Raw genomic sequence first — 23,471 nt, 5'->3', positions numbered from 1 at the left:
ATAAGAGAAACCGGCATCGTTCCACCCCTTGGTCACGGCGACAGTGTCACGAAGTGTGCCAGGACCCACCGACATGGTGTCCGCGCCCGCGCGCCGCCCGAGTTGTCCGGTCCTGCCGATTGCGGTTCGGTGTCCGTCCGGCAGACTGAGTACGTCACACGGAGTACAGGGGTCGACGAATGTGCACATCGCGCAAGGGAACCGCGGCATCCGAGCGGGTTGCCGCGCTGACCGCGCTGCTCACCGCGGTCGTGTTGCTGGCCGCCGGGTGCGGCGGCGGCGAGGACGTGGCGCCGCCGCCCGTCCCGACCCTGGATCGGTACTACCAGCAGCAGATCGCGTGGGGCTCGTGCGACGACTATCCGGGCGGCGGAGCCGAGCTCACCGCCGCCGGAATCCAGTGCGCGCGGGTGACCGTGCCGATCGACTACGGGCAGCCCGACGGCGAGACGGCGAAGATCGCGATCTCCCGGCTGCGCGCCACCGGCGCCAAAGTCGCCTCGCTGCTGACGAATCCGGGTGGGCCGGGCGTGCCCGGCCTGCTCATGCCGCTGGCGCTGGCGAAGCTGCCGGTGGCCGAACGCTTCGACGTGATCGGGATGGACGTGCGCGGGCTCGGCGCGTCGACTCCGCTGGTCCGGTGTCGTTCCACGAAGGAGCACCTCACCAGCCGGCGCGTGCTCGGGATGACGGATCCGTTCGCCGAGATCGACCAGATCGAGCAGGAGAACGAGGAATACGCGGACTCGTGCGCCCAGCGCACCGGGCTGGCGCTGCTCGGTCACGTCGGCACCGGTGACGTCGCCCGCGATATGGATGTCATCCGCGCCGTGCTCGGCGACCGCAAGCTGACCTACTTCGGCGGGTCCTACGGCACCCGGCTGGGCTCGACCTATGCCGAACTGTTTCCGGACCGGGTGCGCGCCATGGTGCTCGACGCCCCCGTGGATCCGACCACGAACATCGGCGACGAAGTGATCACCTCGGCCGGTTTCCAGCAGGCCTTCGACGCCTACGCCGCGGACTGCGCCAAAGCGCCGGACTGCCCGCTCGGCACCGATCCGAAGAAGGCGACGGAGGCCTATCGCGCCCTGGTGCTGCCGCTGATCCGGCGCCCGATCCGCACCCAGGACCAACGCGGCCTCGATTACGACGCGGTCATCACCGCGACCATCGCCTCGCTCTACAACCCGGAGTCCTGGCCCGCGCTCACCCAGGGTTTGACCGAACTCGCCAACGGCCGCGGCGACGCGCTGCTCGGCGAAGCGGGCGAGTACCAGGAGGTGTCCTCCGACGACGTGCACCGCGCGGTGCTCTGCCTGGAGGAGGTGCGGGTGACCGACCGCGCGGTGGCGACCGATATCGACCGCCGATCCCGCAGTGCCGCACCGATTTTCGACGATGGGGTGGCCACCGGCCAGACGCCGCTGGATGCCTGCGCGTTCTGGCCGATCCCGCCGACCGCGCAGCCGCACGTGCCGAACGTGGCCGGGCTGCCGAAGGTCGTGGTCGTCGCGGTGACGGGCGATCCGGCGACGCCCTACCCCGGCGGCGTCACCCTCGCGAAAACCCTCGGTGCCGCGCTGATCACCTACGAGGGCACCCAGCACGGCGTAACCTTCGAAGGCGTCGCGTGCGTGGACGAGCCCGTACTGAGGTATCTGATCGACCTGACCGCGCCGGCCGAGGGCCTGCGCTGCCGCAAGTCCTGAGCGGGCTATCCGTCGACGACCACGACCTCGGGCCCCGGCAGCGCGAACAATGCTGTCGCGGCGAGCTTTTCGAGATGGCGTAGCTGACGTTCGTGCACGACGATCCGGCGCAGTGCCTCGTTGATGGTGGCGTTGCTCGTCGAGGTGCCCATGATCGCGGCAGCGGCGGCGAGCAGTTTCTGGTCGAGATCGATCCGCACGGATTTCATGCGTCCTCCTTCGTACGTTCGCCATTTTGCGCTGTCTCGCCCGCTCATGTCCGGCAAATCGATCAGAGTCACCGAATTCGCCGAGTTTTTCAGGGCCGCAAGCAGGTTCGGCACCCCGATGAACAGGCACGTAGGCGGTTCCCGGCACACACCCGGCATCGTCTTCGGCGCCGCGTGCCGGGCAGGTAGGACGACTCGACGGCCACTGGTCAGCTCGTCGTCGGATCAGGCGGTCGGACGCCGGTATGTGGACCCGAATCGGGCACCAGCTAGACACTTTGCCAAGCTGAATGTCCGTTTGTTGTCGCCGAGCCGTCGCGGTGCTTGCATCGTCGTATGTTCACCGAAGCTCAGCTGTACTCACCGGTGACCCGGTCCGGCGACGGCGATGTGACCGTCCACCTGAGCGACGAGCACCCTGGCGTGCACGACGCTGACTACCGGACCCGGCGCAACGCCATCGCCGAACTGGCACTCGACTACGCGCCGGGCAAGCCGGTGCCGCAGATCGACTACACCGACGAGGAACAGCAGGTGTGGCGGATCGCCTCCGCGGAACTCGCCCGCAAGCACCAGACCTACGCCTGCGCAGAGGTATTGGCGTCGGCGGCCCGGCTCGCCCTGCCCGAGGACCGTATTCCGCAGCTGGACGAGGTCTCCACGGCGCTGCTGCCGCTCAGCGGATTCCGCTACGCGCCCGCCGCGGGCCTGGTGCCGCTACGCGAGTTCTTCGGTTCGTTCGCCGATCGGATCTTCCACTCCACCCAGTACATTCGGCACCATTCGGCACCGCTGTACACGCCCGAACCCGACGCGATCCACGAGATCATCGGGCACGCCAACCAGATCGCGAGCCCGCGCTTCGCCGCCATCTACGAGGCGGTCGGCGCGGCCGTCGGACGGCTGGAGACCGATACCGCGCTGAAGTTCCTGGCCAACGTGTTCTGGTTCTCGATGGAATTCGGGGTGGTCCGGGAACAGGGCGAGGTGCGCTGCTACGGCGCGGGCCTGCTCTCCTCTTACGGTGAGATCGAGGAGTTCCGCGGCGCCGACCTGCGGCCGCTCGACGTCGCCGAGATGGGCAGCGCGGTCTACGACATCACGCACTACCAGCCGATCCTCTACTGCGCGGAGTCGATCGCCGAGATCGAGGACGTGGTGGGCGGATTCTTCGCGACCATGGACGACGAGACCCCGGAGCGGCTGCGGCATTCGAATACCGCAGGAGCGCAGTAGGTTCGGCTATTCCCCGGAACGGTCCCGCCCCAGCGGCAGCCCCGCTTCGAGGAATTCCATCGCTTTGGCGAGGTTCTCGGCGTTGACCGGCGCGATCGTCGCGATGGCCAGCGCTATGCCCGCCAGCGCGCCGGAAAGCACCCGGACCTCGAAGTCGTCCGGGGACACCCCCAGCCGTTCGGCCAGCATGCCCGCGGAGAGTTCGATGCTGCGCAGCATCTCCTGCCCGATCGCCGAGCGCAGTTCGGGCACGTGGTACACCAGCGCCTGGCGTTCCTGCTCGAAGGCCAGTTCCGAAGCGGGCAGCGTGCCGAACACCTCGGCGATGGCGTCGCGGAAAGCCTGCAGCGGCGGCACCTCCGGCGGCTGCGCCTGGAAGACCGCCATCAGCACCGGGTCGAGGTCGTCGGCGAGCACCAGCTGTTCCTTGGACGGGAAATAGCGGAAGAAGGTGCTCGGCGAGACCTCGGCCGCCGCCGCGATCTGCTCGACGGTCGTCTCGCCGTAGCCCTGCTCGCGGAACAGCCGGAACGCTTCGAGGCGAATCGTCCGGCGGGTCCGCTCCTTCTTCCGCTCCCGTAGACCGGGCACCGCGGGCTCTTCTCCGGACAGCTCAACCGACATGGTTCGATTCTGACGCATCCGCCCCGACGATCACCTCCGGTGCGGCGGTCGGTGGTTGCCGATCCGGCGCCGCCGGGCGCGGCGCGCGGATGAACACGGCGGCGAGCACCGCGGCCGCCGCGCACAAGGCCGCGCAGACCCAGAGCATCGCGGCCATGCCGCCGACGAACGCGGTCTGCACCTGGTGCAGCAGCACGAGGTCGCCGGTCCGGTGCGCCACCGCGGCGCCGGCGTTCACTCCGTCCGAGATCGGGTCATGGTTCAATTCGCCCAGTTCCGAACGGTATCGGGTGGCCAGCACGGTGCCGAGGATCGCGACGCCGATGGTGCCGCCCGCCTGGCGCAGCGCCTGGATCAACGCGGACCCGGACCCGGAACGCTCGGCGGAGAGCTCGCCCATCGCCAATCCCATGGCGGTCGGCATGGCCAGGCCCATGCCGGCGCCGAGCAGGGCCAGCCACAGTGCGGTGAACCCGTACCCGCTGTGCACGGAGGTCAGCCCGCCGAGTGCGAGTGCGGCGGCGAGCAGGCCGAAGCCCACGGCGAGGACCGTGCGGGTGCCGAGTTTCGGCAGCGCCCGGTCGACCACCCGGCTGCCGACGAGCAGCCCGCCGATCAGCGGCAGCAGTCGCAGCCCACTACCGAGCGCGTCGACGCCGAGCACCGCCTGGAAGTACTGCGGCACCGTGAAGAACATGCCGAACATCGCGAAGTTGACGACGATGGAAAGCGCGGTGCCCCAGCGGAATCCGGCGATGTCGAACAGGCCTAGATCGATCAGTGGATGCGCGGTTCTGCGCTGCCACAGCACGAACACGCCGAGCAGCAGTACCCCGGCACCGACGATGCCCCATGCCGTCCCGTTGCCCCAGCCGAACTCACCGATCCGGATGAATCCGTAGGTGAGGCCGAGCATGCCCGCGGCCGACAGCACCACACCGGGCACGTCCAGCCGGTAGCGGTGCGCACTGCGCGATTCCGGCACCAGGGCGAGCACCGCGAGCACGCCGATGATCACCATCGGCACATTGATCAGGAACACCGAACCCCACCAGAAGTTCCGCAGCAGCCAGCCGCCCACGATCGGCCCGAGCGGCAGTCCGAGCGCGGTCGAGGTCACCCAGACGGTGAGCGCACGCTGTCGTTCGCCGGGTTCGGGAAACAGCGAGGGCAACACCGCCATTGACAGCGGGATCATCGCCGCGGCCGCCACGCCGAGCACCACCCGCGCGGCGATCAGCGCGCCCGCCGAGGTCGCGAACGCGCACGCGAGCGAGGCCGCGCCGAACACAAGCAGGGCAGCGAGCAGGAACTTCTTGCGCCCGTACCGATCGCCGAGCGCGCCCGCGGGCAGCATCACGGCGGCCAGTGCGAGCGTGTACGCGCTGCTGAACCATTGCAGCGCAGCGGTATTCGCGTGCAGGTCGACGGCGAGCGTGGGCAACGCCACGGTCAAGACCGTCACGTCGAGCCCGATGGTCAGCATCGCGACCGCCAGCGCACCGAGCGCCAGCCAGCGGCGCGTCGAATCAGTTCGCACAACCCCTCCAAAAATGAAAGAAACTACTTTTTGATAGTAGCTCTCATTTAGTAGAGTCTGTCAATACCGCGCTCGGACGCGTGCGCGGCCGTCGCCGGCGCCGACCGTTACGCTCGCAAACGATGAAGATCCGGGAGTCGCGCCGCCGCGCCACACTTCGCCTCGGTTCCGCGCTGGCCGCACTGGCGGTCACCGCGGGCTTGGCCGCCGTACCGTCGTTCGCCGCGCCGACGAGCACGACGACGACACCGTTCACCACGCCCAACACCGACGGGTGCCCGCAGAAGACGAGTCCGCCCCCGCCGATCGATCAGTCCGAGGTGCCGCGGCCCGGGCAGTCGGCGCCGACCGCGCTGCCCGTCCCCGTCCCCCCGGTCGGCGGCAGCAGGCTCGGCGAATGCGGGCTGGTGCTGCCCAAGGGCGCACCCGCTGTGCCGCAGGACATTTCGGCCACCGCCTGGCAGGTGTCGGACCTGGACACCGGCGACGTCCTGGTCGCCAAGGACCCGCACGGCCGGTATCGGCCGGCCAGCACCATCAAGGTGCTGCTCGCCACCATCGCACTGCGCACCCTGGACCTGAACAAGGTGGTGATCGGCACCGAGGACGATGCGAACGCCGACGGCACCCGCGTCGGCATCGGACCCGGCGGCCGCTACACCAATCGCCAGCTGATGCAGGCCCTGATCATGGCGTCCGGCAACGACGCAGCCCATGCCATCGCCACCCAGCTGGGCGGCGAGGAGGCCACCGTCGCCAAGATGAACGAGCTGGCGAAGTCGTTGCACGCCTTGGATACTCGTGCGGCCAGCCCGTCCGGGCTGGACGGGCCCGGCATGAGCACCTCCGCCTACGACCTGTCCGTGCTCTTCCGCGAGGCCATGACGATCCCGCTGTTCGCCGAACTCATCCACACCGAACAGGTCGATTTCCCCGGCTATCCCGCGAATCCGAAGATCCCCGACGACAAGGACCATCCCGGCTTCCCGATCGGCAACGACAATCACCTGCTCTACGACTACGAGGGCGCCCTCGGCGGCAAAACCGGCTTCACCGACGACGCCAGGCAGACCTTCGTCGCCGCCGCCGAACGCGACGGCCGCCGGCTCGTCGTCACCCTGCTCAAAGCCGATGTCCGGCCGCTACGCCCCACCGATCAAGCCGCCCGCCTGCTCGACTACGGCTTCGCCCTCCCCCGCGGCACCGGCATCGGCAAACTCCCCAGCGCCACCACCGACCCGTCGAAAACCGGTGCCGCCCTGGCCTCCCCGCCACCCCGCGACACGGCTCCCCAGGCCGACTCCGCTCCCGGCGACTCCCACGGGCCCGACCGCACCGTCTGGATAGTGGGCGGCACCATCCTCGTCCTCGCCCTCCTGCTGGGCGCCCGCCGCCTCAATCGCCGTCGATAGAACAGCGACGGTCGAGTCAGGGACGGCGGCGCAGGCCGGAAAGAGCCAGGGCCGCAAGGGCTCCCGCACCGAAGAAGGTCGCGCCCGCGCCGACGGACAGTTCCCGGGCAGAGACCCGGGGCGCGATGACGGCGGCGGGCGGCGGGGGGATATCGGCTTCGCGGTCGTTGTCGGAGGCGGTAGCAGCCCACGCGGTGGCGAACAGGACGATGCGGTAGGTGATGTAGCTGAAGACCATCAGGCCGATGATGGAGCCGAACGCCGCGCCGGCCGGACTGGACAGCACGGTGCGCAGGTAGATCGAGGCGACGAACTTGAAGACCTCGAAGACCAGGGCGGCCAGCGCCGCGGCCTTCGCGGCGCTCTTCAACGTGACCGGCTCGCGCGGCAGCCGCGCGATGATCCAGGCGAACACCGCCCAGGAGGCGAGGAAGCCGAGGAAGATCGAGACCAGCGCCAACAGCAGCCGCGCCCCCGGCAGATGCGAAAGACCGAGGCTGATCAGCAACCGCGCCCCCAGGGTGCTGGACGCGAGCGCGGAAAGGCCAAGGGAGACAACGAAAGCCAGGCCGAGTCCGAGCAGCGCGCCGAGATCGGACAGCTTCGCCAGGAACCAGTTCTGCTCCTCGCTCTTCTGCTCCCACTGCTCGGTGAGCGCCGCGCGCAGGTTCGCCATCCAGCCGAGCCCGGTGTAGAGCCCGGCCAGCAGACCGATGACGCCGACCGTGCCGCGGGAGTCGACGGCCTTGTCGACCAGCTCGTTCAGCTGGGTGCCGAGCTCGCCGGGAATGTTGTCGACGATCTTGGCCTGCAGCTCGCCGAGCAGATCAGGATTGCTCGTCAGCACGAAGCCCGCGATCGCGAAGGCGACCATCAGCAACGGAAACAGCGACAGCACGGTGAAATACGTGATGCCCGCGGCGTAGTAGTCACCGCGCTGCCGTTGATACCGCCCGCCCGCTCGCACCAAATGGTCGAGCCACGGCCGCTTCTGGATCCGTCGTTCGATCCCGGCCTGGATGTTGTCGATCACCTGCACCAGTTCGCCCCTTCAGGAGTGATCTCGCAGGTGCCGCCGCTAGCGGGTCAGCAGACCCACTCGGTCGTATACCTGTGCGAGGGTGTTGCCGGCGATCTCTCGCGCACGCTCGGCACCGGCGGCGAGGATGCGGTCGAGTTCGCCCTGATCCGACAAATACTCTTGCACCTTCGCCTGCAATGGCGTGACAAATTCGACCAGCGCGTCGGCCACATCTGCTTTCAGGTCGCCGTAGCCCTTGCCCGCGTAATCCTTTTCGAGCGTCACGATCGGCGTGCCGGTCACCGAACTGAGGATCACCAGCAGGTTGCTGACGCCCGGCTTGTGCTCGACGTCATAGCGGATCTCGCGCTCGGTGTCGGTGACCGCAGCGCGCACCTTCTTGGCGGTGACCTTCGGGTCGTCGAGCAGGTTGATCAGGCCGGCGTCGGAGGACGCCGACTTGCTCATCTTCGCCGTCGGATCCTGCAGGTCGTAGATCTTGGCCGTGCCCTTCACGATATGCGCCTCGGGCACCACGAAGGTCTTCTTGAACCGGGTGTTGAAGCGCTGCGCCAGGTTTCGGGTCAGTTCGAGATGCTGGCGCTGATCCTCACCGACCGGCACCTGATGCGGACGGTAGAGCAGAATGTCCGACGCCATCAGCACCGGATAGGTGAACAGGCCGACGGAGGCATTGTCCGAGCCCTGTTTGGCCGACTTGTCCTTGAACTGGGTCATCCGGCTCGCCTCACCGAACCCGGTGATGCAGCTGAGCACCCAGGCCAGTTCCGCATGCTCGGGCACCTGGCTCTGCACGAACAGCGTCGACTTCTTCGGGTCGATGCCGATGGCGAGCAACTGCGCGGCCGCGCCCCTGGTCTGCGCCCGCAGCGCCTTCGGGTCCTGCGGCACGGTGATCGCGTGCAGGTTCGGGATGAAGTACAGCGAGTCGTAATCGTCCTGCATGGTCACCCAGTACTGCAGCGCCCCAAGGTAGTTGCCGAGATGGAACGAGGAACTGGTGGGCTGGATCCCGGAAAGGACCCGCTGCTTGCGTTCAGCGGCCGGGGTTTCTGCAGGAGCGGACATACTCCGATCTTTCCATGGGCGCCCAGCCGTCGCCCGTCCACCACCCCCTCAACGAGTCGCTGCGCGACGCCCCTGTTCGATCGAATTTCGCTGCACCCAGTTACGCGGATCGATGCCGGGCATGCTGGGTCGCCCGGTGCGCAGCAGGCGGCGTTCACGCTGGGAAACCAACTTGTAGACCGGCGCGCTCGGCCCGGCCAGCGTGCCGCGCAGCACAGGCGGCGCCAGCGGCAACGCGACATGCGCGGTCCGCACGGCTTGCGCGAGCGCCCGGTACGCGCCCTGCTCGGCGATCCCCCACCGCATGCCGTACATCTCGCGGATCCGCGGCGGCAGGCTGCCCTGCACCAGCAGGAAGAAAGCGGAGGTGACCTGTTGCAAAGGCATCCGCTGCGGATACGGCACGCGCTGCCCGGCCAGGTACGAACCGACCAACCGCGCCTCGTCAGTGAGGAACAGTTCGTCGGAGGCGAGGTAGGCGTCGAACGACGCGCGGAACTCCCGATAGGTGGCGGGCGCGGCCGCGGGCGGCATGCCGAACAGCTCGGCCCAGCGGACATAGTCCTGGTAGAGGCCCTCGCGCTCGCCGTCGGTCAGGGTGCGGACCAGCAGGTCGTACATCACCTCGGCGGAGTCGAAGGTGAACGCCATCGTCAGATACATCAGGTGCGGATCGTCGGCCGAATACCTGGTGCCCGCCGGATGATGGGCACCCGCGTCCTCGGGCAGCGCGCCGCGCACCGTGGCGTGCTTCTTCTTGGTGAACTCCAGCGCGCGGTCCGCCTCCGCCTTGCTGCCGAGAAACACCGCCTCGAACAGGTGACCGGTGAGCGCGAGCCTGGTGTAGGGCGTCATCCGGTGCTCGGTGTTCTCGGCGGTACCGACGTAGAGCAGTGGCTGCACCGCGCCGACGACCAGGGCGCGCTGGCCGTAGGTCAGGCCGACCGCCCGCTTGCGCATCACCCGCCGGGCCATCGAGTGATCGCTGAAATAGCCGGGTTCGGACATCACTGCCTCCTCATCGAGACCATCTGGCAATAGCATCCGCCAGATTCGCAATTCTGGCAAGAGGCTATGCCAGAATGAGCCGTGCCAGAATCGGAGTCGTGACTCGTAGCTATGGCGGGGTCTCCGCGACGGAGCGCAAGGCACAGCGGCGCACGGCACTGCTCGATGCCGCACTGGAGATCATCGGCACCCAGGGGCTGGCCAAACTGACCGTCTCGGGGCTCTGCGCCCAAGCCGGGCTCAACGAGCGGTACTACTACGAAAGTTTCGACAGCCGCGACGCCGTGCTGACCGCACTGATCGACGCCATCGCCGAGGAACTGGCGAGCGTGATCGTCGCGGCGGTCGGCGCCGCGCCGAAGGATTCCCGGGGCACCGCACACGCCGCGATCGCCGCGGGCATCCACTTGCTCACCGACGATCCGCGCAAAGCCAAGGTCGCGCTGGTCGCGGGCATGGCGACGCCGGAACTGCGGGCGCGCACCACCGAAACGGTGCGGTTGTTCGCCGGGATGGTCGCGGCCGAGGGCATCGACTTCTACGGCATCGATGATCCGGCCGCGGATCCGGCGATCGCGTTCCGGGCGAACTACCTGGTCGGCGGGTTGGTGCAGACGCTGACCGCCTGGCTACAGGGCGAGCTGCCGATCAGCCGGGACGAACTGATCGAACACACCACCGACGTGTTCGTCCTGCTCGGCGAGGACCTGGCACACCGCCTGGGCTGACCTCGGCGGAGTCAGAGCTGCACCGAAACGTCGTGCAAACCGGTCGATTCGCCCTGCAGCACCACCCGGAACAGGATGCCCTTGTCCGACCAGTATTCCGCGGCATCGCGAATCGCCGAGCCGAACCAGGCCCGCTCGTCCGGTTCGTCGGCCAGCAGCTGCGCCGAATCCCGGATCACCACCACGTATCCGGTCGCGTCGCCGACGAAATCGTCCAGATCACGCAGACATTCGTCGAACGCGTCCTTGTTCTCGCCGAAGTAGTACGGGAACTGCAGCGCGGCGGCGATCTCGTCGAAAACCCCTGCGACCGAACGCATCTTCGGCCCGCGCAGCTCACGCACCGCGAAACCCGAAGGCGCACGGTAGCGCACACTGCTCAGCTCGGCCGCATCGACGGCCGTGGCGCCCAGCGCCATCCGCGGCGGCAGCGGGGCGATCGGCTGTGCGTCCGCCGCGGCGACGAGGGGACGAGCAAGGAACTGCGACAACGTGACTGACTCGGTCATCAACGCATCCTCGTGAAGGTTTTGTAATGGTCCCCGGTGTACCAGGCCGCACCGTCACTTCCGGTGACGATGCGTTCGGCGTCCCGATTCCGGTTGCGCTGCTTGGGATTGACGTCCCACTCCTGATAGGTGATCGGTTTGCCGGACGCGTCGGCGGCGGGCAGATCGCCGCCGCGATTCTGCCAGCGGTCACCGCCTTTGGTGCCCGGCGCGTTCGCCGAATCCGGCCAGCGGCCCGCGTCGATCTCGCGCAGGGTGGCGTAGGCGCGATCGGGTACGCCGGGTGCGCGGCTGGCCGACGGGGTCGCTTCCGGCGTCCGCTGAGCGTTCCCGGCCGGTGCGCCGGCGCTCGGCGTGGCGCGGGCAGTGGTGGTCCCCGCGGCCCGGTCGTCACCGCCGCGGGTTGCCAGCACCGCGGCCACGATCAGCACCAGCGCCACCGCGCCGAGCGCGACGACGGCGCGAATCGCTCTCGGCGACAGGTTCATCGGTACTGCACCGTGACCGGTGCGTGGTCGGACCAGCGCTGGTCGTACGCGGCGGCCCGTTCCACCACGGCCTGCTTGGCGCGGGTCGCGAGTTCGCCGCGCGCCAGCTGGTAATCGATGCGCCAGCCCGCGTCGTTGTCGAAAGCGCGGCCGCGATAGGACCACCAGCTGTACGGGCCTTCGACCCCGGGGTGCAGTGTGCGCACCACATCGACGTATCCCGCGGCGAGCAAGCCGTCGATCCAGGCGCGCTCGTCCGGCAGGAAGCCCGCCGACTTCAGGTTGCCCTTCCAGTTCTTCAGGTCCAGTTCGGTGTGCGCGATGTTCCAGTCACCGCTCACCACGAACTCACCGGTGCGCGTGGTCAGGTAGGCGCCGAGTTCGGCCAGGTACCGGTACTTTTCGTCCTGGCGCGGGGTGCCGGCGTCGCCGGAGTGCACGTACACACTCGCCACGGTGACGTCGCCGAAGTCGGCCTCGAGGTAGCGGCCCGAGGCATCGAACTCACTGCTGCCGAAGCCGATTCGGACCGCGTGCGGCTCCCGGCGGGACAGGATCGCGACCCCGGCGCGACCCTTGGATTCCGGTTCGGCATTGGCCAGCCACCAGCCCTCGGCCAGCGCCGGCGCCAACGCCGCTCTGGTCTGCTCGTCGGTCGCCCGGACCTCCTGGACGCAGACGATGTCGGCCTCGGTGGCGGCGAGCCAGGCCAGCATGCCCTTGCCCGCGGCAGCGCGGACGCCGTTTACGTTCACACTCGAAATGATGTAGGCCACCGAACGACCGTACAATGCTGGTCAGATGAATTCCTTCGGACACCGCCGTCCAGGAAAGGGTGATGACGATGCCGTCTGACACCTCCAAGCCCACCGCCGCCGCGAAGCGCCCCGCGCGCCCGCCGGCCCCCGCCAAGCAGGCACCGGCAATACCCAAGGCCGTCAAGGCTTTACATCTGGGCTCCGGCGACCCGCTGCTCCTGCTGCACGGCTTCATGATGTCGCCGCACTGCTGGGAGCAGACGGCGACGCGGCTGTCGAGCCAGTGTGAGGTGTACGCGCCCGCCTTCGCGGGCCATTGGGGCGGTGAGGACGCGGACGGCTGGTCGGTCACCGTGCACACGCTCGCGGACCGGATCGAGGACCAGCTGGACGACCTCGGCTGGCGCACCTGCCACATCGCGGGCAACTCGCTCGGCGGGTGGGTCGGAGTCGAACTCGCCCGGCGCGGGCGGGCCCGCACCCTCACCCTCGTCGCGCCGGCGGGCGGCTGGCACGCGCCCTCGATCACCCAGCTCCGGATCAGCCTGAAGTTCCTGTCGCTGGTTCCGGTCATCGAAATCGGCAAGCGGCTGGGCAGTTTCGCGATCAACAATCCGATCGCGCAACGCTTGGCGTTGCTCCCGCTGAGCAAGAACGCTTCGGCGGTGTCCCGGGCCGACGCCGCGGCGTGCATCATGGCGGCGCTGCACTGCCCGACGATGATCCCGTTCATCATCGCCGGTCTGCGCGGGCCGGGACAGGAAGACCTGTCCACCCTCACCACGCCCGTCCGGCTGCTGCTCGCCGAATACGACCGGGTGATCCCCAATCGCGTCTACGCCCGCCGGTACTTGAAAGAGCTGCCCGACTCCGCCGATCGCATCGTCGTCCACGGGGTCGGCCACGTCCCGATGCTCGAAGCCCCCGACCGCATCGCCACCCTGATCGCCGAGCACGTCTACGCCAGCCGCAACCGCCTCCGCGCAGTCTGAACGACCGGATATCCACAGGTAGAGAAGTTGTCCCCAGATCGAAGAAAGATCTCGATCGCGCTCGCACCGAGACCTAATCTCGTGGCATGGGGAGCCAGCACACCGACCGAACCGTCAACCAACTGCGCGGCGACATCTACGGACTGTACGAACTGAGCGACAAGATCAAGAACGATGTGGTCGAGTGCGATCGCACAGTTCGCGACGTCCACCTACGCCTAGGACGGCTGGAGCGAACTTCCGAACGCCACTTCGGTCTCCTGCTCACCACCCAGCGCGAACACGGCCGGCGACTGGACCGCGTGGAGTCTCAACTCGGAGACGTCACCACCCAACTCCGCGACGTCACCACCAACCTCGACGAACTCGCACCACTACCAGCACAAGTCGCCACCCTCACAACCCAGGTCAGCGAACTCACCGGCCAGGTCGGCGAACTCGCACCACTACCAGCACAGGTCACCACCCTCACAACCCAGGTCAGCGAACTCACAAGCCGATTCGACCAACTCACAAGCCAATACGACCAACTCACAAGCCAAGTCGGTGAACTCACAAGCCAAGTCGGTGAACTCACAAGCCAAGTCGGTGAACTCACAAGCCAGGTCGGCGAACTCGCAGCGTTACCGGCACGGTTCGTCCCGCTCGAGACTCAGATGGGCAAACTGCAAAAGCAGGTGGATCAATTGGAGGGAACCATTCACCAGAACTCCCGAACCCTCGACACCGTCGTGGAACTGCTGCGCAAACAGCAGCCCGCACAGCGCAGAGACGAACTCGACCCACCATTCTGAAACCGGCGAACCGTTCCATTCGGACGAGCACGATGTGCGGTGCAGCGAACCGGCCCGATACACCGCAGGTCAGAGCGTCTTTCGCAGGTCGACAATGGGGTCGACTTACCCTGTAGCGACGGCTAGCGTTGCGCGCCATGGGAATCGCCGAGCTCCAGCATGCTGTCTACCGGCTCCGGAATGACATCGCGAGCCTGCACGAGGTGGCCCGAGCTTCCACCGGGCAAGCCGAAGCAATAGGTCGCACGATCCGCCGTATCGAACTACAGCTGTTTCGCCTGGAGCAGCGGGCTGACGGGGAATTGAGAGCGCCACACCGGCAGCCGACTGCACCACCTCGATCCGAGCAGGAATCCGTTCTCGCCGAGATCGACCGGCTGACAACCAGCTCGGCCCGACTCGCAACGCGAATCGATCAGCTGTCGACGCGGACGACCAACGTTGTCTCGCAAAGCCATACCCTGCAGATCAGGGCCGGAGTATCCAGGCGGCGCAAAGCCTTGTTCGAGCCGGAGCTGGGCATACTGCAGACGCAGACGCACCGTCTCCATCGGCAGACGAAACGCCTAGGCAGTGACCGACTCAGACTCGCCGCACGGATGACACACCTCGAGCACCGTTTCGGCGCGACCGCCACGAATACACCGGCACCACAGCCGTAAGGCCGTGCTCACCCCGTCAGGAGGCGGCGGTTGATTGGGGTGGTGGGGAAGGCGAGGAGGAGTTGGGCGATTTGGTTGGGGGCGTCGAGTTGGGGGCAGTGGCCTAGGCCGGGGAGAGGGAGGAACTCGCTGTGTGGGAGGAGGGCGTGTAAGGAGCGGGCGGCGGCGAGGGGGATGATGCGGTCTTTGGTGCCGTGGGCGATGAGGACGGGGCAGGTGAGGGCGAGCGGGCCATGGCCGGTGGGATGTTCGCGGGCATAGCGGACGGCGTCACGACCGCGGGCGGCGACGGCGGCCATGTCGGGGATCGAACGGACTGCGCTGCTGAGGAATTCGGGGGTGGCGGGGAAGCCGGGGCCGTAGACGAAGGTGGCGACGGCACGGTGCACACCCCAGCGCACCACCGAAGCCGGCACCGGCAGCACAGCGAGGAGACGGAACAAAAGCCGATACTCACGTAAACGACCGACCCGGGCCAGCCAATGCCGAGCCAGCAGCGGTTCGTCCAACGCGACCACGGCGATGACCTCGTCACCCGAATGCCGGGCGGCGGCATGCAGCGCGGTAGCCGCGCCGAGTGAGTTGCCGACCACGGTCAACGGACCGTGCTCGGCGATGATCGCATCGACGAACGCATCGAACTGGGGGGTCAACGCACCGGGCCGGCGCCGATCCGCCAGACCGAAACCCGGCAGGTCGACGGCGAACGCCGCACGTCCGGCAGCCGCGAGCGCCATGAGCACCCCGCGCCAGGTGTCGGCACTGTCCGCATACCCGTGCAGCAGCAGCATCGGCGGGTCCGCGCCCGCTACGGAAAGCACCCGGGTACGGACACCGTCGTAGTGCGCCGTGGTTTCGGTGATCATGGCCGATCCCCTTCACGAGCGGTGCATCCCGAAAGATGCACCGGGACAACGGCGTTGCAACGGCACAGCACGTTCGGAGCGCACACGCCGTTGTGGTGCGCCCCGAACGACGAGCTGTCAGGCCAGCAGACCCTTGGCGATGTGGGTCACCTGGATCTCGTTGCTGCCCGCGTAGATCATCAGCGACTTCGCGTCGCGCGCAAGCTGTTCCACGCGGTACTCGGTCATGTACCCGTTACCGCCGAACAATTGGACCGCCTCCATGGCGACCTCGGTGGCCGCCTCGGACGCGTACAGCTTCATCGCCGAGGCCTCGGCCAGCGTCGGCGGCTTGCCCGCGCGGCCCCGTTCCAGCGTGTTGAACACCATGTTCTGCACGTTGATGCGCGCGATCTCCATCTTGGCCAGCTTGAGCTGCACCAACTGGAACCGCCCGATCTCCTGGCCCCAGAGCTTGCGGCTCTTGGCATATTCCAGGCAGAGCCGGTGGCATTCGTTGATGATGCCCAACGCCATGAACGCGACGCCGACCCGTTCCGCGGTGAAGCTGGACCGCGCGCTTTCCCTGCCGTCGCCGCCCTTGTGCTCCTCGGTTTCGCCGAGCAGCCGGTCCCGGCCGAGGCGGACGTTGTCGAAGAACAGCTCACCGGTGGGCGAGGCGTGCAGGCCCATCTTCTTGAACGGCTTGCCCTGGGTGAGGCCCTCCATGCCCTTGTCCAGCACGAAGGTCAGCACCTTGCGCTCGCGCTTGTCGGCGCCGTCGCCCTCGTCGAGCTTGGCGTAGACGATCATCACGTCGGCGAAGGGACCGTTGGTGATGAAGGTCTTCTGCCCGTTGAGCAGGTAGTCCTCGCCGTCGCGTTTGACGTAGGTCTTCATGCCGCCGAACGCGTCGGACCCGGAGTCCGGCTCCGTGATGGCCCACGCCGCAACCTTTTTCATGGTCACGATGTCGGTGAGCCAGCGCTGCTTCTGGGCCAGCGTGCCCCGCGACATGATGGTGGTGGCGCCGAGACCGATGCTGACACCGAGCGCGGTGACCACGCCCATGCAGACACCGGACAGTTCACCGATGAGCACCGCCATCAGCGATTCCTGCCCGGCGAACGGGCTACCGCCGGAAGACTTCTCCTTCTTCTCCGGCTTCGGTTCGCCCGCCGCGATGGCCGCTTCCTTCGCCTCCTGCTTGGCGAGCAGCTTGGTCACCGCTTCCTCGCCCATCGCATCGATCCCGAACTCGCTGAACAGCTTCCGGATGATCGGGTACGGCGACAGCTCGCCGCTGTCCAGGGCGTCCAGGTTGGGCCGGATCTCCTTGTCGATGAACGTCCGCACGGCATCGCGGATCAGCAGATCGGTCTCGGACCATTCGAACATCGTTGTTCTCCTAACGTTGCGGCGAGCTCAGGGCAGCCGGGCGGAGATGTCGTCGATCAGCCAGGGCCCGTCGGTCTCGATCGTCTTCACATCGTGCCAACCGGCCAGCTCGGAAATGGCGCCGCCCTGTACCGCGAACACCTTGCCGGTGATCGGGCACTTGTCCGAGGCCAGGTAGGCCACCAGCGGCGAGATGTTGGCGGGGCTGAAGGCGTCGAAGCCGCCCTCCTCCACCTCGTCGGCCTCGGCGGCCATCATCGCGCCCATGCCCGGCGTGGCGAGGGTGAGCCTGGTGCGCGCGATCGGCGCGATGGCGTTGACGCGTACGCCGTAGCGAGCGAGTTCGTCGGCCGCGACGAGGGTCAGCGCGGCGATCCCCGCCTTGGCCGCGCCGTAGTTGCCCTGGCCGGCGTTGGGCACCGTGGTGCCGGAGGCGGACGCGGTGTTGATCACCGCCGCGTTGGGCTGGTTGCCGGCCTTGCTCTGGTCTTTCCAGTAGGCGGCGGCGTGGTGCAGCACGGCGGCGTGGCCTTTGAGGTGCACCGCGATCACCGCGTCCCATTGCGCTTCGTCCATGCCGGCGATGAACGCGTCGCGCAGGATGCCCGCGTTGTTGACCACGATGTCGAGCCCACCGAGCTCGGCGACGGCCTGGTCGACTACCCGCTTCGCGCCGTCCCAGGTGGCGATGTTGTCGGTGTTGGCCACCGCTTTGCCGCCCGCGGCGACGATCTCGTTCGCGACCTCTTGCGCGGGCGTGGTGTCGGTGCCCTCGCCCTCGTTGCTGCCGCCGAGGTCGTTGACGACCACGGCCGCGCCCTCCCGGGCGAACAGCAGGGCGTGCTCGCGGCCGATGCCGCGCCCGGCGCCGGTGATGATGGCTACTCGACCTTCGAGTGCACCCATCGATGTCTCCTTTTTCCTGAAGATGAATTGTGCGACCTGGTAAGGGTTTTCGCTCAGTCCGCGATCTCGGCGAGCCCGTCGCTGAGCACCACGTCCGTGCCGCGCACGGTTTCGAACGCGTAGGTGGTGACACCGTCGGCGGAGCCGACCTGCCAGATGCGGGTTTCCAGGTCGTCGCCCGGGAAGACCATCTTGGCGAACCGCACGGCGAATCGCTTCAGCCGGTTGACATCCGAACCGCCCACCTCGGTGAGCACCGCCCACGACGCGAACGCCATGGTGCAGAGGCCGTGCGCGATGATGCCGGGCAGCCCGGCATCCTTGGCCACCTGCTCGTCGAGGTGCAGCGGCACCGGATCACCGGAAGCCGGTGAGTACCGGAAGGTTTGGTCGTCGTCCACGTGCTGGGCCACGACCGCCACCGGCGGCTGCGCGCGCAGGCTCTCGTCGAACTTGTGCGCCGGCGCCGCCGTGCCGACCGACTTGCCGGCGTCGATATTGCGGAAGAAGGCGGTCAGGTACTGCTCGTTGACCAATTCCCCTTCCTCGGTGCGACATTCGATGAGGATAGTGATGGTCGTGCCGTTGGACCGGCTGGTGTATCCGGTCGCCTTGGCCCGCGAGACCAGCTTGTCGCCGGGCTGGATGGCCCGGTGGAAGTGGAAGTCCTGCTCGCCGTGCACAACCCGGCCGAAGATGTCCATCGGCGCGACATCGATCACCGGCATCATCATCGCCTCGAACACCGGCACGATGGCGAAGATCGGCGATGCGACCCGGCCCGCGAGGTGCGCCTCGATCGGATCGTTGGTGGCCGCGGCGTATTCGCCGATCCGTTCGCCGGTGACCTCGAAACGCTCGTCGTCACACCAGGTTTCCAGGCCCGCGTCGTCGAACTCGACCAGCCGCGCCGCGGCGGTCTCGGCGGTCATGCCGAGGCCAGCGCGTCGAGCTGCTCGAGGGACTTGTCCAGCTGCTTGAGTCCGTCCTTCTCGACCGCCTTGCCGAGCGCGCCCTTGATCAGCGCGCCCTCGAAGTCGCCGGACACCAGGATGGTGCTGCCGCCGTCACCCTTGGGCTGGATGTCGAAGGTGAACTCGGTCTTCACACCGGCCATTCCGGTGCCGCCGAGGGTGAGCTTGGACGGCTGCGCGACGGAGACGACGGTCCACTCCAGCTTGTTCGCCATGCCGAGCATCACGATCTTGGCGACGAGCTTGGCGCCCTCGGTGAGCACGGCGGGCGGCTCCTCCATGAAACGCTCGTGGATGGTGAACCACTTGTCCCAGGTCTGCGGGTCGGAGACGACCGCCCAGAGGGCATCGGGGGTGGCGTTGACGTCCTTGGTGGCTTCGATGTGTCCCATGTGTTGACTCCTCGTCGAGATGTGTTGTGCGAGTTCAGCGGTCGGATGTTCGGTGACGGTCCGGCTCAGCGGTCGGCGCGCTGGTAGGCCGTGACGACCGCGGCGCCGCCGAGACCGATGTTGTGCTGCAGCGCGGCGGTGACGCCGTCGACCTGCCGCTTGTCCGCGGTGCCGCGCAGCTGCCAGGTGAGTTCGGAGCATTGCGCCAAACCCGTTGCGCCCAAAGGATGTCCCTTGGAGATCAGGCCGCCGGAGGGGTTCACCACCCACTTGCCGCCGTAGGTGGTCAGATTGTCGTCGATCAGCTTTCCGGCTTCGCCCTCGCCACAGAGACCCAGCGCCTCGTAGGTGAGCAGCTCGTTGGCCGAGAAGCAGTCGTGCAGCTCGATGACCTGAAAGTCTTCGGCGCCGAGACCGGCCTGCTCATAGACCTTGCGGGCCGCCTGCACGGTCATGTCGTAGCCGACGAGGTTCTTGGCGGTCTCGTCGAAGGTGGACTTGAAGTCGGTGGTCATCGCCTGGCCGACGATCTCGACCGCCTGCGCGGCGAGGTTGTGCTTGTCCACGAACGCCTCACTGGCCAGGATCACCGCGCCGGAACCGTCCGAGGTCGGTGAGCACTGCAGCTTGGTGAGGGGGTCGTAGATCATGCGCGCGCCGAGGATGTCGTCCATCGAGTACGCGTCCTGGAACTGCGAGTACGGGTTGTTCACCGAGTGCTTGTGGTTCTTGTAGCCGATCTTGGCGAAGTGCTCGGCCGTGGTGCCGTACTGCTTCATGTGCTCGCGGCCGGCCGCGCCGAACATCCACGGCGCCACCGGGAACAGCACCTCGGAGATCTCGGCGAGCGCCATGATGTGCCTGGCCATCGGCTGTTCGCGGTCGTCCCAGGTCGAGCCGAGCGAGCCCGGCTGCATCTTCTCGAAGCCGAGCGCCAGCGTGCACTCGGCCAGCCCGCCCCGAATCGCCTGTGCCGCAAGGTAGAGCGCGGTCGAGCCGGTGGAACAGTTGTTGTTGACGTTCACCACCGGGACACCGGTCATGCCGAGTTCGTAGACCGCGCGCTGACCGGACGTGGATTCGCCGTACACGTAGCCGACGTAGGCCTGCTCTACCAGGTCGTAGGCGATGCCCGCATCGGCTAGCGCCTTGGTCCCGGACTCCCGCGCCATGTCCGGGTAGTCCCAGTCGGTCCCGTCTTCGTTCTTGCGGCGGCCCGGCTTCTCGAACTTCGTCATGCCGACGCCGACGACGTAAACCTTGTTCGCCATCGAACTCCTCAGATAGTGCCTAGCCCGGCGGCCCCCGCCGGGTACCGCCCGCTGGCGGACGACGCTGACCGATCCGTCCGGATCGAGCTGAAACAAACATACAAAGATGTATGTAAGTGCGCAAGGTTGTCACCGGTACCCGCGGTTCCATATAGGCGTTTCCCTGCCGCCGGACACGCCTCTACGACATACCGTCGGAGGTGTATGTATTGCCAGTTCGTGCTGATATCCGGACCGGTTCGAGCGGCCGCCGCAGTACTCCGAAGCGACTGCTGTGACCCAATTCACCGTCTCGGCGGTCGTAACAGCCGCGTAATGGTCCGGAAATTCATCGTCCACAACCGTGTACGACGGTCGACACGTCGCAGATCGTCAGTGCGAACATGAGGAGAAGAACGTGGTCGAGCTCGATACCCGGTCGTCGAATTCCGACGGGATCGCCGCAGCAAAAGAAACACTCGAGGACTACACCCTGCGGTTCGCGCCACGGAGTTACCGGAAATGGAGCCCGGCCGTCGTCGGCATCTCCGCCCTCGGTGGCATCGCGTACCTGGCCGACTTCGCCATCGGCGCGAACATCGGCATCGCCAACGGCACCGGGAACGCGCTGCTCGGGATCGGACTGTTCGCCGTCGTCGTGATGCTGACCGGCTTCCCGCTCGCCTATTACGCGGCGCGCTACAACATCGACCTCGATTTGATCACGCGCGGTAGCGGATTCGGCTATTACGGGTCGGTCATCACCAATATCGTGTTCGCCTCGTTCACGTTCATCTTCTTCGCGCTCGAAGGCTCGATCATGGCCCAGGGGCTGGAACTCGGCCTGGGCGTACCGCTGTGGCTCGGCTACCTGGCCTCGACGTTGATCATCTTCCCGCTGGTCATCTACGGCATGAACACCCTCGCCAAGCTGCAGGTGTGGACCACGCCGCTCTGGTTGCTGCTGATGGTGCTGCCGTTCGGGTTCCTGCTCGTGCGCCACCCCGACTCGGTGTCCTCGTTCTTCGCCTACGGCGGCGAAAACGGTTCCGGCGTCAGCTTTTCCGGCACGCTGCTGGCGGCGGGCGTCTGCCTGTCACTGATCGCCCAGATCGCCGAGCAGATCGACTACCTGCGCTTCATGCCGCCGCGTACGCCGGAGAACGCTCGCAAATGGTGGAGCTGGATGCTGCTCGCCGGGCCCGGCTGGGTGGTCTTCGGCGCGCTCAAGCAGGTGGTCGGACTGTTCCTCGCGGTGTACCTGATCGCGAATGTGCCTGCCGCACAGGGGATCGCCAACCAGCCGGTGCACCAGTTCCTGGAGATCTACCGCGATATGGTGCCGGGCTGGCTGGCCATGACGCTGGCCGTCGTGCTCGTCGTGATCAGCCAGATCAAGATCAATGTGACGAATGCGTACTCGGGCTCGCTGGCCTGGACCAACTCCTACACCCGGGTCACCAAGACCTACCCGGGGCGGTTGATCTTCCTCGGCGTGAACCTGGTGATCGCGTTGATCCTGATGGAAGCCAACATGTTCGACTTCCTCAACAACATCCTCGGCTTCTACGCCAACTGCGGCATCGCCTGGATCGTCACCGTCGCAACGGATATCGCGGTCAACAAGTACCTGTTGAAGATCTCGCCGAAGCAACCGGAGTTCCGGCGCGGCATGCTGTACGACTTCAACCCGGTCGGCCTGGTCGGCTTCGGGCTGTCCGCGGTGCTCTCGATCATGACGTTCTTCGGGCTGTTCGGTGAGCTGCTGAAGCCGTACTCCCCGATCGTCGCGGTGGTCGTCGCGTTCCTCGCCACCCCGCTGACCGCGGTCGCCACCAAGGGCAAGTACTACCTGCGGCGCAGCGACGACGGCATCGATCTGCCGATGTTCGACGAGCACGGCAACCCCTCCGGCGAGACCCTCACCTGCCATGTCACAGGCCTCGAATTCGAGCGCCCCGACATGATCGCCTCGGCCACCCCCGGCCCCGAAGGGGAGATCCAGTACATCAGCTCGCTGGCCCTGTCCACCGACAAACCCGGCCACCACCTCCTCCCCCGCCAGCACTGACGACCTCGTCGAGCGGGACGGGACCGTGCGGCAGCACCTGCCGCACGGTCCCGTCCCGCCGACGGCGTTATCGGTCAGGCGCGTCGGCGACGATGATCTTCGGCCATGATCTAGCAGGAGTCCGAGCTGCTGGCCCTGGCACTGTGCGGCGAATAGTCGCCGCGCTTCAGTCTGCGGTGCGAACGCCGGCCAATGCCGCGGCGGCGATGTCGTGCAGGTGGGCGGTGGCACGACGCCAACGACGTTGGGCGCGTTCGTTGTCGGGGTCGATGAAGTTGGAGACGAGGATGCCGCGCAGGGCGTCCATGGCCGTGTAGATGAAATCGCGGGCTTCCTTGCGGCGGATCTCGTCGGGGACGAAGCGGGCGACGGCCATCAGGACGGCGTTGTTGACGAACGGCTCGACCTTCTCCATCGCGGCGGCGAGCACGGGATCGGTGCGGCCCGCCACCCACAGTTCGACGGTGGCGATGAACAGCGGACCCTGATGCAGTTCCCACAGGAACTCCAGCGCCGCGCCGACCGGGTCGTCACCGCGCTCGACCTTGGCCATCTCCCGCATCGCGGTCTCGGCGCGCAGCTGCGCGAGGTGGCTGATCGCGGCGACCACCAGGTCGGTCTTGGAACCGAAGTGGTGCACCTGCGCACCGCGGGTGACGCCGGCGCGTTCGGCGACCCGCGGTGTGGTCGTGCCCGCGTAGCCGTACTCGACCAGACAGTCGATGGTCGCATCGAGCAACCGCGTGCGCATCTCGGTGCTGCGCTGTTCCTGGGTGCGGCGCTGCGGTTTCGCGACTTCGATCCTGGCCATCCGGCGATTCTACACTTACATACAGCTCTGTATGTTCAAGTG

Annotated in this window: 23 protein-coding genes; 7 read left to right on the top strand and 16 right to left on the bottom strand. The window is 67.2% G+C overall.

Translation table 11 applies throughout. The features are described 5' to 3' along the window. Positions 1 to 179: 179 nt before the first annotated feature. Positions 180 to 1,712 (top strand): alpha/beta hydrolase, encoded by a 1,533-nt coding sequence (locus TY25_RS34765; RefSeq protein ID WP_042263549.1) that lies wholly within the window; start codon positions 180 to 182, stop codon positions 1,710 to 1,712. A gap of 5 nt (positions 1,713 to 1,717) precedes the next feature. Here the strand turns inward: TY25_RS34765 and TY25_RS34760 are convergent, their stop codons facing one another. Beyond that, the gene (locus TY25_RS34760; RefSeq protein ID WP_014981886.1) at positions 1,718 to 1,921 is read right to left on the bottom strand and encodes a type II toxin-antitoxin system VapB family antitoxin; all 204 of its coding nucleotides are present in this window, start codon (positions 1,919 to 1,921) and stop codon (positions 1,718 to 1,720) included. Positions 1,922 to 2,257: 336 nt separating this feature from the next. Between TY25_RS34760 and TY25_RS34755 the strand changes: the two genes are divergently transcribed. Further along, positions 2,258 to 3,157, top strand: coding sequence for a phenylalanine 4-monooxygenase (locus TY25_RS34755; protein WP_042263547.1), 900 nt, complete (start codon positions 2,258 to 2,260; stop codon positions 3,155 to 3,157). A 6-nt stretch (positions 3,158 to 3,163) separates the two neighbouring features. Here TY25_RS34755 and TY25_RS34750 read toward each other — a convergent pair whose 3' ends face one another. Together TY25_RS34750 and TY25_RS34745 are read right to left on the bottom strand one after the other, a co-directional pair. After that, entirely contained in the window at positions 3,164 to 3,781 is a 618-nt protein-coding gene (locus TY25_RS34750; RefSeq protein ID WP_042263545.1) for a TetR family transcriptional regulator, read from the bottom strand. Beyond that, positions 3,771 to 5,321 (bottom strand): MFS transporter, encoded by a 1,551-nt coding sequence (locus TY25_RS34745; RefSeq protein ID WP_042263542.1) that lies wholly within the window; start codon positions 5,319 to 5,321, stop codon positions 3,771 to 3,773. The genes TY25_RS34750 and TY25_RS34745 overlap by 11 nt, the downstream gene beginning before the upstream one ends. 122 nt (positions 5,322 to 5,443) lie before the next feature. On the opposite strand from TY25_RS34745, the gene TY25_RS34740 reads away from it, so the two are divergent. Beyond that, positions 5,444 to 6,733 (top strand): D-alanyl-D-alanine carboxypeptidase family protein, encoded by a 1,290-nt coding sequence (locus tag TY25_RS34740; RefSeq protein ID WP_042263540.1) that lies wholly within the window; start codon positions 5,444 to 5,446, stop codon positions 6,731 to 6,733. A gap of 16 nt (positions 6,734 to 6,749) precedes the next feature. Here the strand turns inward: TY25_RS34740 and yhjD are convergent, their stop codons facing one another. From yhjD to TY25_RS34725, 3 genes are read right to left on the bottom strand one after another with little or no spacing between them, the layout of a single operon-like run. Next, positions 6,750 to 7,772, bottom strand: a complete 1,023-nt coding sequence (yhjD, locus tag TY25_RS34735; RefSeq protein WP_042263538.1) for an inner membrane protein YhjD — start codon at positions 7,770 to 7,772, stop codon at positions 6,750 to 6,752. A 39-nt stretch (positions 7,773 to 7,811) separates the two neighbouring features. After that, positions 7,812 to 8,843 (bottom strand): tryptophan--tRNA ligase, encoded by a 1,032-nt coding sequence (gene trpS, locus TY25_RS34730; RefSeq protein WP_042263536.1) that lies wholly within the window; start codon positions 8,841 to 8,843, stop codon positions 7,812 to 7,814. 48 nt (positions 8,844 to 8,891) lie between these two features. After that, on the bottom strand, positions 8,892 to 9,851 hold the full coding sequence (locus TY25_RS34725) for an oxygenase MpaB family protein (RefSeq protein ID WP_042263533.1): 960 nt from the start codon (positions 9,849 to 9,851) through the stop codon (positions 8,892 to 8,894). Positions 9,852 to 9,949: 98 nt separating this feature from the next. Here TY25_RS34725 and TY25_RS34720 point away from each other — a divergent pair, with 98 nt between their 5' ends. Next, positions 9,950 to 10,579 carry a TetR/AcrR family transcriptional regulator gene (locus TY25_RS34720; RefSeq protein ID WP_081869292.1) on the top strand — a complete coding sequence of 210 codons (630 nt, stop codon included), beginning with the start codon at positions 9,950 to 9,952 and terminating at the stop codon, positions 10,577 to 10,579. An 11-nt stretch (positions 10,580 to 10,590) separates the two neighbouring features. Here the strand turns inward: TY25_RS34720 and TY25_RS34715 are convergent, their stop codons facing one another. Genes TY25_RS34715 through TY25_RS34705 form a run of 3 tightly spaced genes read right to left on the bottom strand, consistent with a single transcriptional unit; the run spans position 10,591 to position 12,292 of the window. Then, positions 10,591 to 11,088: a barstar family protein gene (locus TY25_RS34715; protein ID WP_042263528.1), complete on the bottom strand. Its 498-nt coding sequence runs from the start codon at positions 11,086 to 11,088 to the stop codon at positions 10,591 to 10,593. After that, complete coding sequence (locus TY25_RS34710; RefSeq protein WP_042263525.1) at positions 11,088 to 11,576, bottom strand: guanyl-specific ribonuclease; 489 nt, start codon at positions 11,574 to 11,576, stop codon at positions 11,088 to 11,090. The genes TY25_RS34715 and TY25_RS34710 overlap by 1 nt, the downstream gene beginning before the upstream one ends. Next, positions 11,573 to 12,292 (bottom strand): exodeoxyribonuclease III, encoded by a 720-nt coding sequence (locus tag TY25_RS34705; RefSeq protein ID WP_236639168.1) that lies wholly within the window; start codon positions 12,290 to 12,292, stop codon positions 11,573 to 11,575. The genes TY25_RS34710 and TY25_RS34705 overlap by 4 nt, the downstream gene beginning before the upstream one ends. Positions 12,293 to 12,414: 122 nt before the next feature. Between TY25_RS34705 and ephH the strand changes: the two genes are divergently transcribed. Continuing rightward, positions 12,415 to 13,326 carry an epoxide hydrolase EphH gene (gene ephH / locus TY25_RS34700; RefSeq protein ID WP_052383391.1) on the top strand — a complete coding sequence of 304 codons (912 nt, stop codon included), beginning with the start codon at positions 12,415 to 12,417 and terminating at the stop codon, positions 13,324 to 13,326. Positions 13,327 to 13,412: 86 nt separating this feature from the next. Then, positions 13,413 to 14,120 carry a hypothetical protein gene (locus TY25_RS34695; RefSeq protein WP_042263524.1) on the top strand — a complete coding sequence of 236 codons (708 nt, stop codon included), beginning with the start codon at positions 13,413 to 13,415 and terminating at the stop codon, positions 14,118 to 14,120. 670 nt (positions 14,121 to 14,790) lie between these two features. Here the strand turns inward: TY25_RS34695 and TY25_RS34685 are convergent. The 6 genes from TY25_RS34685 to TY25_RS34660 form a co-directional block, all read right to left on the bottom strand. Next, on the bottom strand, positions 14,791 to 15,648 hold the full coding sequence (locus tag TY25_RS34685; RefSeq protein ID WP_042263518.1) for an alpha/beta fold hydrolase: 858 nt from the start codon (positions 15,646 to 15,648) through the stop codon (positions 14,791 to 14,793). 117 nt (positions 15,649 to 15,765) lie between these two features. Continuing rightward, positions 15,766 to 17,025: an acyl-CoA dehydrogenase family protein gene (locus tag TY25_RS34680; protein WP_042263517.1), complete on the bottom strand. Its 1,260-nt coding sequence runs from the start codon at positions 17,023 to 17,025 to the stop codon at positions 15,766 to 15,768. Positions 17,026 to 17,052: 27 nt separating this feature from the next. Beyond that, on the bottom strand, positions 17,053 to 17,931 hold the full coding sequence (locus TY25_RS34675) for an SDR family oxidoreductase (protein ID WP_042263515.1): 879 nt from the start codon (positions 17,929 to 17,931) through the stop codon (positions 17,053 to 17,055). Between the two features lie 53 nt (positions 17,932 to 17,984). After that, entirely contained in the window at positions 17,985 to 18,863 is an 879-nt protein-coding gene (locus tag TY25_RS34670; protein WP_042263512.1) for a MaoC/PaaZ C-terminal domain-containing protein, read from the bottom strand. After that, positions 18,860 to 19,297: a type II toxin-antitoxin system Rv0910 family toxin gene (locus tag TY25_RS34665; RefSeq protein ID WP_029894958.1), complete on the bottom strand. Its 438-nt coding sequence runs from the start codon at positions 19,295 to 19,297 to the stop codon at positions 18,860 to 18,862. Before TY25_RS34665 ends, TY25_RS34670 begins: the two co-directional genes overlap by 4 nt. A gap of 65 nt (positions 19,298 to 19,362) precedes the next feature. Continuing rightward, positions 19,363 to 20,568 (bottom strand): lipid-transfer protein, encoded by a 1,206-nt coding sequence (locus TY25_RS34660; protein WP_014981867.1) that lies wholly within the window; start codon positions 20,566 to 20,568, stop codon positions 19,363 to 19,365. Positions 20,569 to 20,965: 397 nt separating this feature from the next. Here TY25_RS34660 and TY25_RS34655 point away from each other — a divergent pair, with 397 nt between their 5' ends. Then, positions 20,966 to 22,618, top strand: a complete 1,653-nt coding sequence (locus TY25_RS34655) for a purine-cytosine permease family protein (protein ID WP_042263570.1) — start codon at positions 20,966 to 20,968, stop codon at positions 22,616 to 22,618. 166 nt (positions 22,619 to 22,784) lie between these two features. Here TY25_RS34655 and TY25_RS34650 read toward each other — a convergent pair whose 3' ends face one another. Next, positions 22,785 to 23,429 (bottom strand): TetR/AcrR family transcriptional regulator, encoded by a 645-nt coding sequence (locus tag TY25_RS34650; protein WP_042263510.1) that lies wholly within the window; start codon positions 23,427 to 23,429, stop codon positions 22,785 to 22,787. Between the last annotated feature and the right edge of the window lie 42 nt (positions 23,430 to 23,471).

It is taken from the genome of Nocardia brasiliensis NBRC 14402 (assembly GCF_000308475.2).
Lineage (GTDB): Bacteria > Actinomycetota > Actinomycetes > Mycobacteriales > Mycobacteriaceae > Nocardia > Nocardia brasiliensis.
Note: the sequence above shows the minus strand (reverse complement) of the source record. Positions and strands in the feature narration are given on the sequence as shown.

Bases quoted from the DNA above. Each gene is read 5' to 3' on its own strand.
- TY25_RS34765 (WP_042263549.1), top strand. From the start codon at position 180: ATGTGCACATCGCGCAAGGGAACCGCGGCATCCGAGCGGGTTGCCGCG.
- TY25_RS34760 (WP_014981886.1), bottom strand. From the start codon at position 1,921: ATGAAATCCGTGCGGATCGATCTCGACCAGAAACTGCTCGCCGCCGCT.
- TY25_RS34755 (WP_042263547.1), top strand. From the start codon at position 2,258: ATGTTCACCGAAGCTCAGCTGTACTCACCGGTGACCCGGTCCGGCGAC.
- TY25_RS34750 (WP_042263545.1), bottom strand. From the start codon at position 3,781: ATGTCGGTTGAGCTGTCCGGAGAAGAGCCCGCGGTGCCCGGTCTACGG.
- TY25_RS34740 (WP_042263540.1), top strand. From the start codon at position 5,444: ATGAAGATCCGGGAGTCGCGCCGCCGCGCCACACTTCGCCTCGGTTCC.
- trpS (WP_042263536.1), bottom strand. From the start codon at position 8,843: ATGTCCGCTCCTGCAGAAACCCCGGCCGCTGAACGCAAGCAGCGGGTC.
- TY25_RS34725 (WP_042263533.1), bottom strand. From the start codon at position 9,851: ATGTCCGAACCCGGCTATTTCAGCGATCACTCGATGGCCCGGCGGGTG.
- TY25_RS34715 (WP_042263528.1), bottom strand. From the start codon at position 11,088: ATGACCGAGTCAGTCACGTTGTCGCAGTTCCTTGCTCGTCCCCTCGTC.
- TY25_RS34710 (WP_042263525.1), bottom strand. From the start codon at position 11,576: ATGAACCTGTCGCCGAGAGCGATTCGCGCCGTCGTCGCGCTCGGCGCG.
- TY25_RS34705 (WP_236639168.1), bottom strand. From the start codon at position 12,292: ATGCTGGCCTGGCTCGCCGCCACCGAGGCCGACATCGTCTGCGTCCAG.
- ephH (WP_052383391.1), top strand. From the start codon at position 12,415: ATGACGATGCCGTCTGACACCTCCAAGCCCACCGCCGCCGCGAAGCGC.
- TY25_RS34695 (WP_042263524.1), top strand. From the start codon at position 13,413: ATGGGGAGCCAGCACACCGACCGAACCGTCAACCAACTGCGCGGCGAC.
- TY25_RS34685 (WP_042263518.1), bottom strand. From the start codon at position 15,648: ATGATCACCGAAACCACGGCGCACTACGACGGTGTCCGTACCCGGGTG.
- TY25_RS34680 (WP_042263517.1), bottom strand. From the start codon at position 17,025: ATGTTCGAATGGTCCGAGACCGATCTGCTGATCCGCGATGCCGTGCGG.
- TY25_RS34675 (WP_042263515.1), bottom strand. From the start codon at position 17,931: ATGGGTGCACTCGAAGGTCGAGTAGCCATCATCACCGGCGCCGGGCGC.
- TY25_RS34670 (WP_042263512.1), bottom strand. From the start codon at position 18,863: ATGACCGCCGAGACCGCCGCGGCGCGGCTGGTCGAGTTCGACGACGCG.
- TY25_RS34665 (WP_029894958.1), bottom strand. From the start codon at position 19,297: ATGGGACACATCGAAGCCACCAAGGACGTCAACGCCACCCCCGATGCC.
- TY25_RS34660 (WP_014981867.1), bottom strand. From the start codon at position 20,568: ATGGCGAACAAGGTTTACGTCGTCGGCGTCGGCATGACGAAGTTCGAG.
- TY25_RS34650 (WP_042263510.1), bottom strand. From the start codon at position 23,429: ATGGCCAGGATCGAAGTCGCGAAACCGCAGCGCCGCACCCAGGAACAG.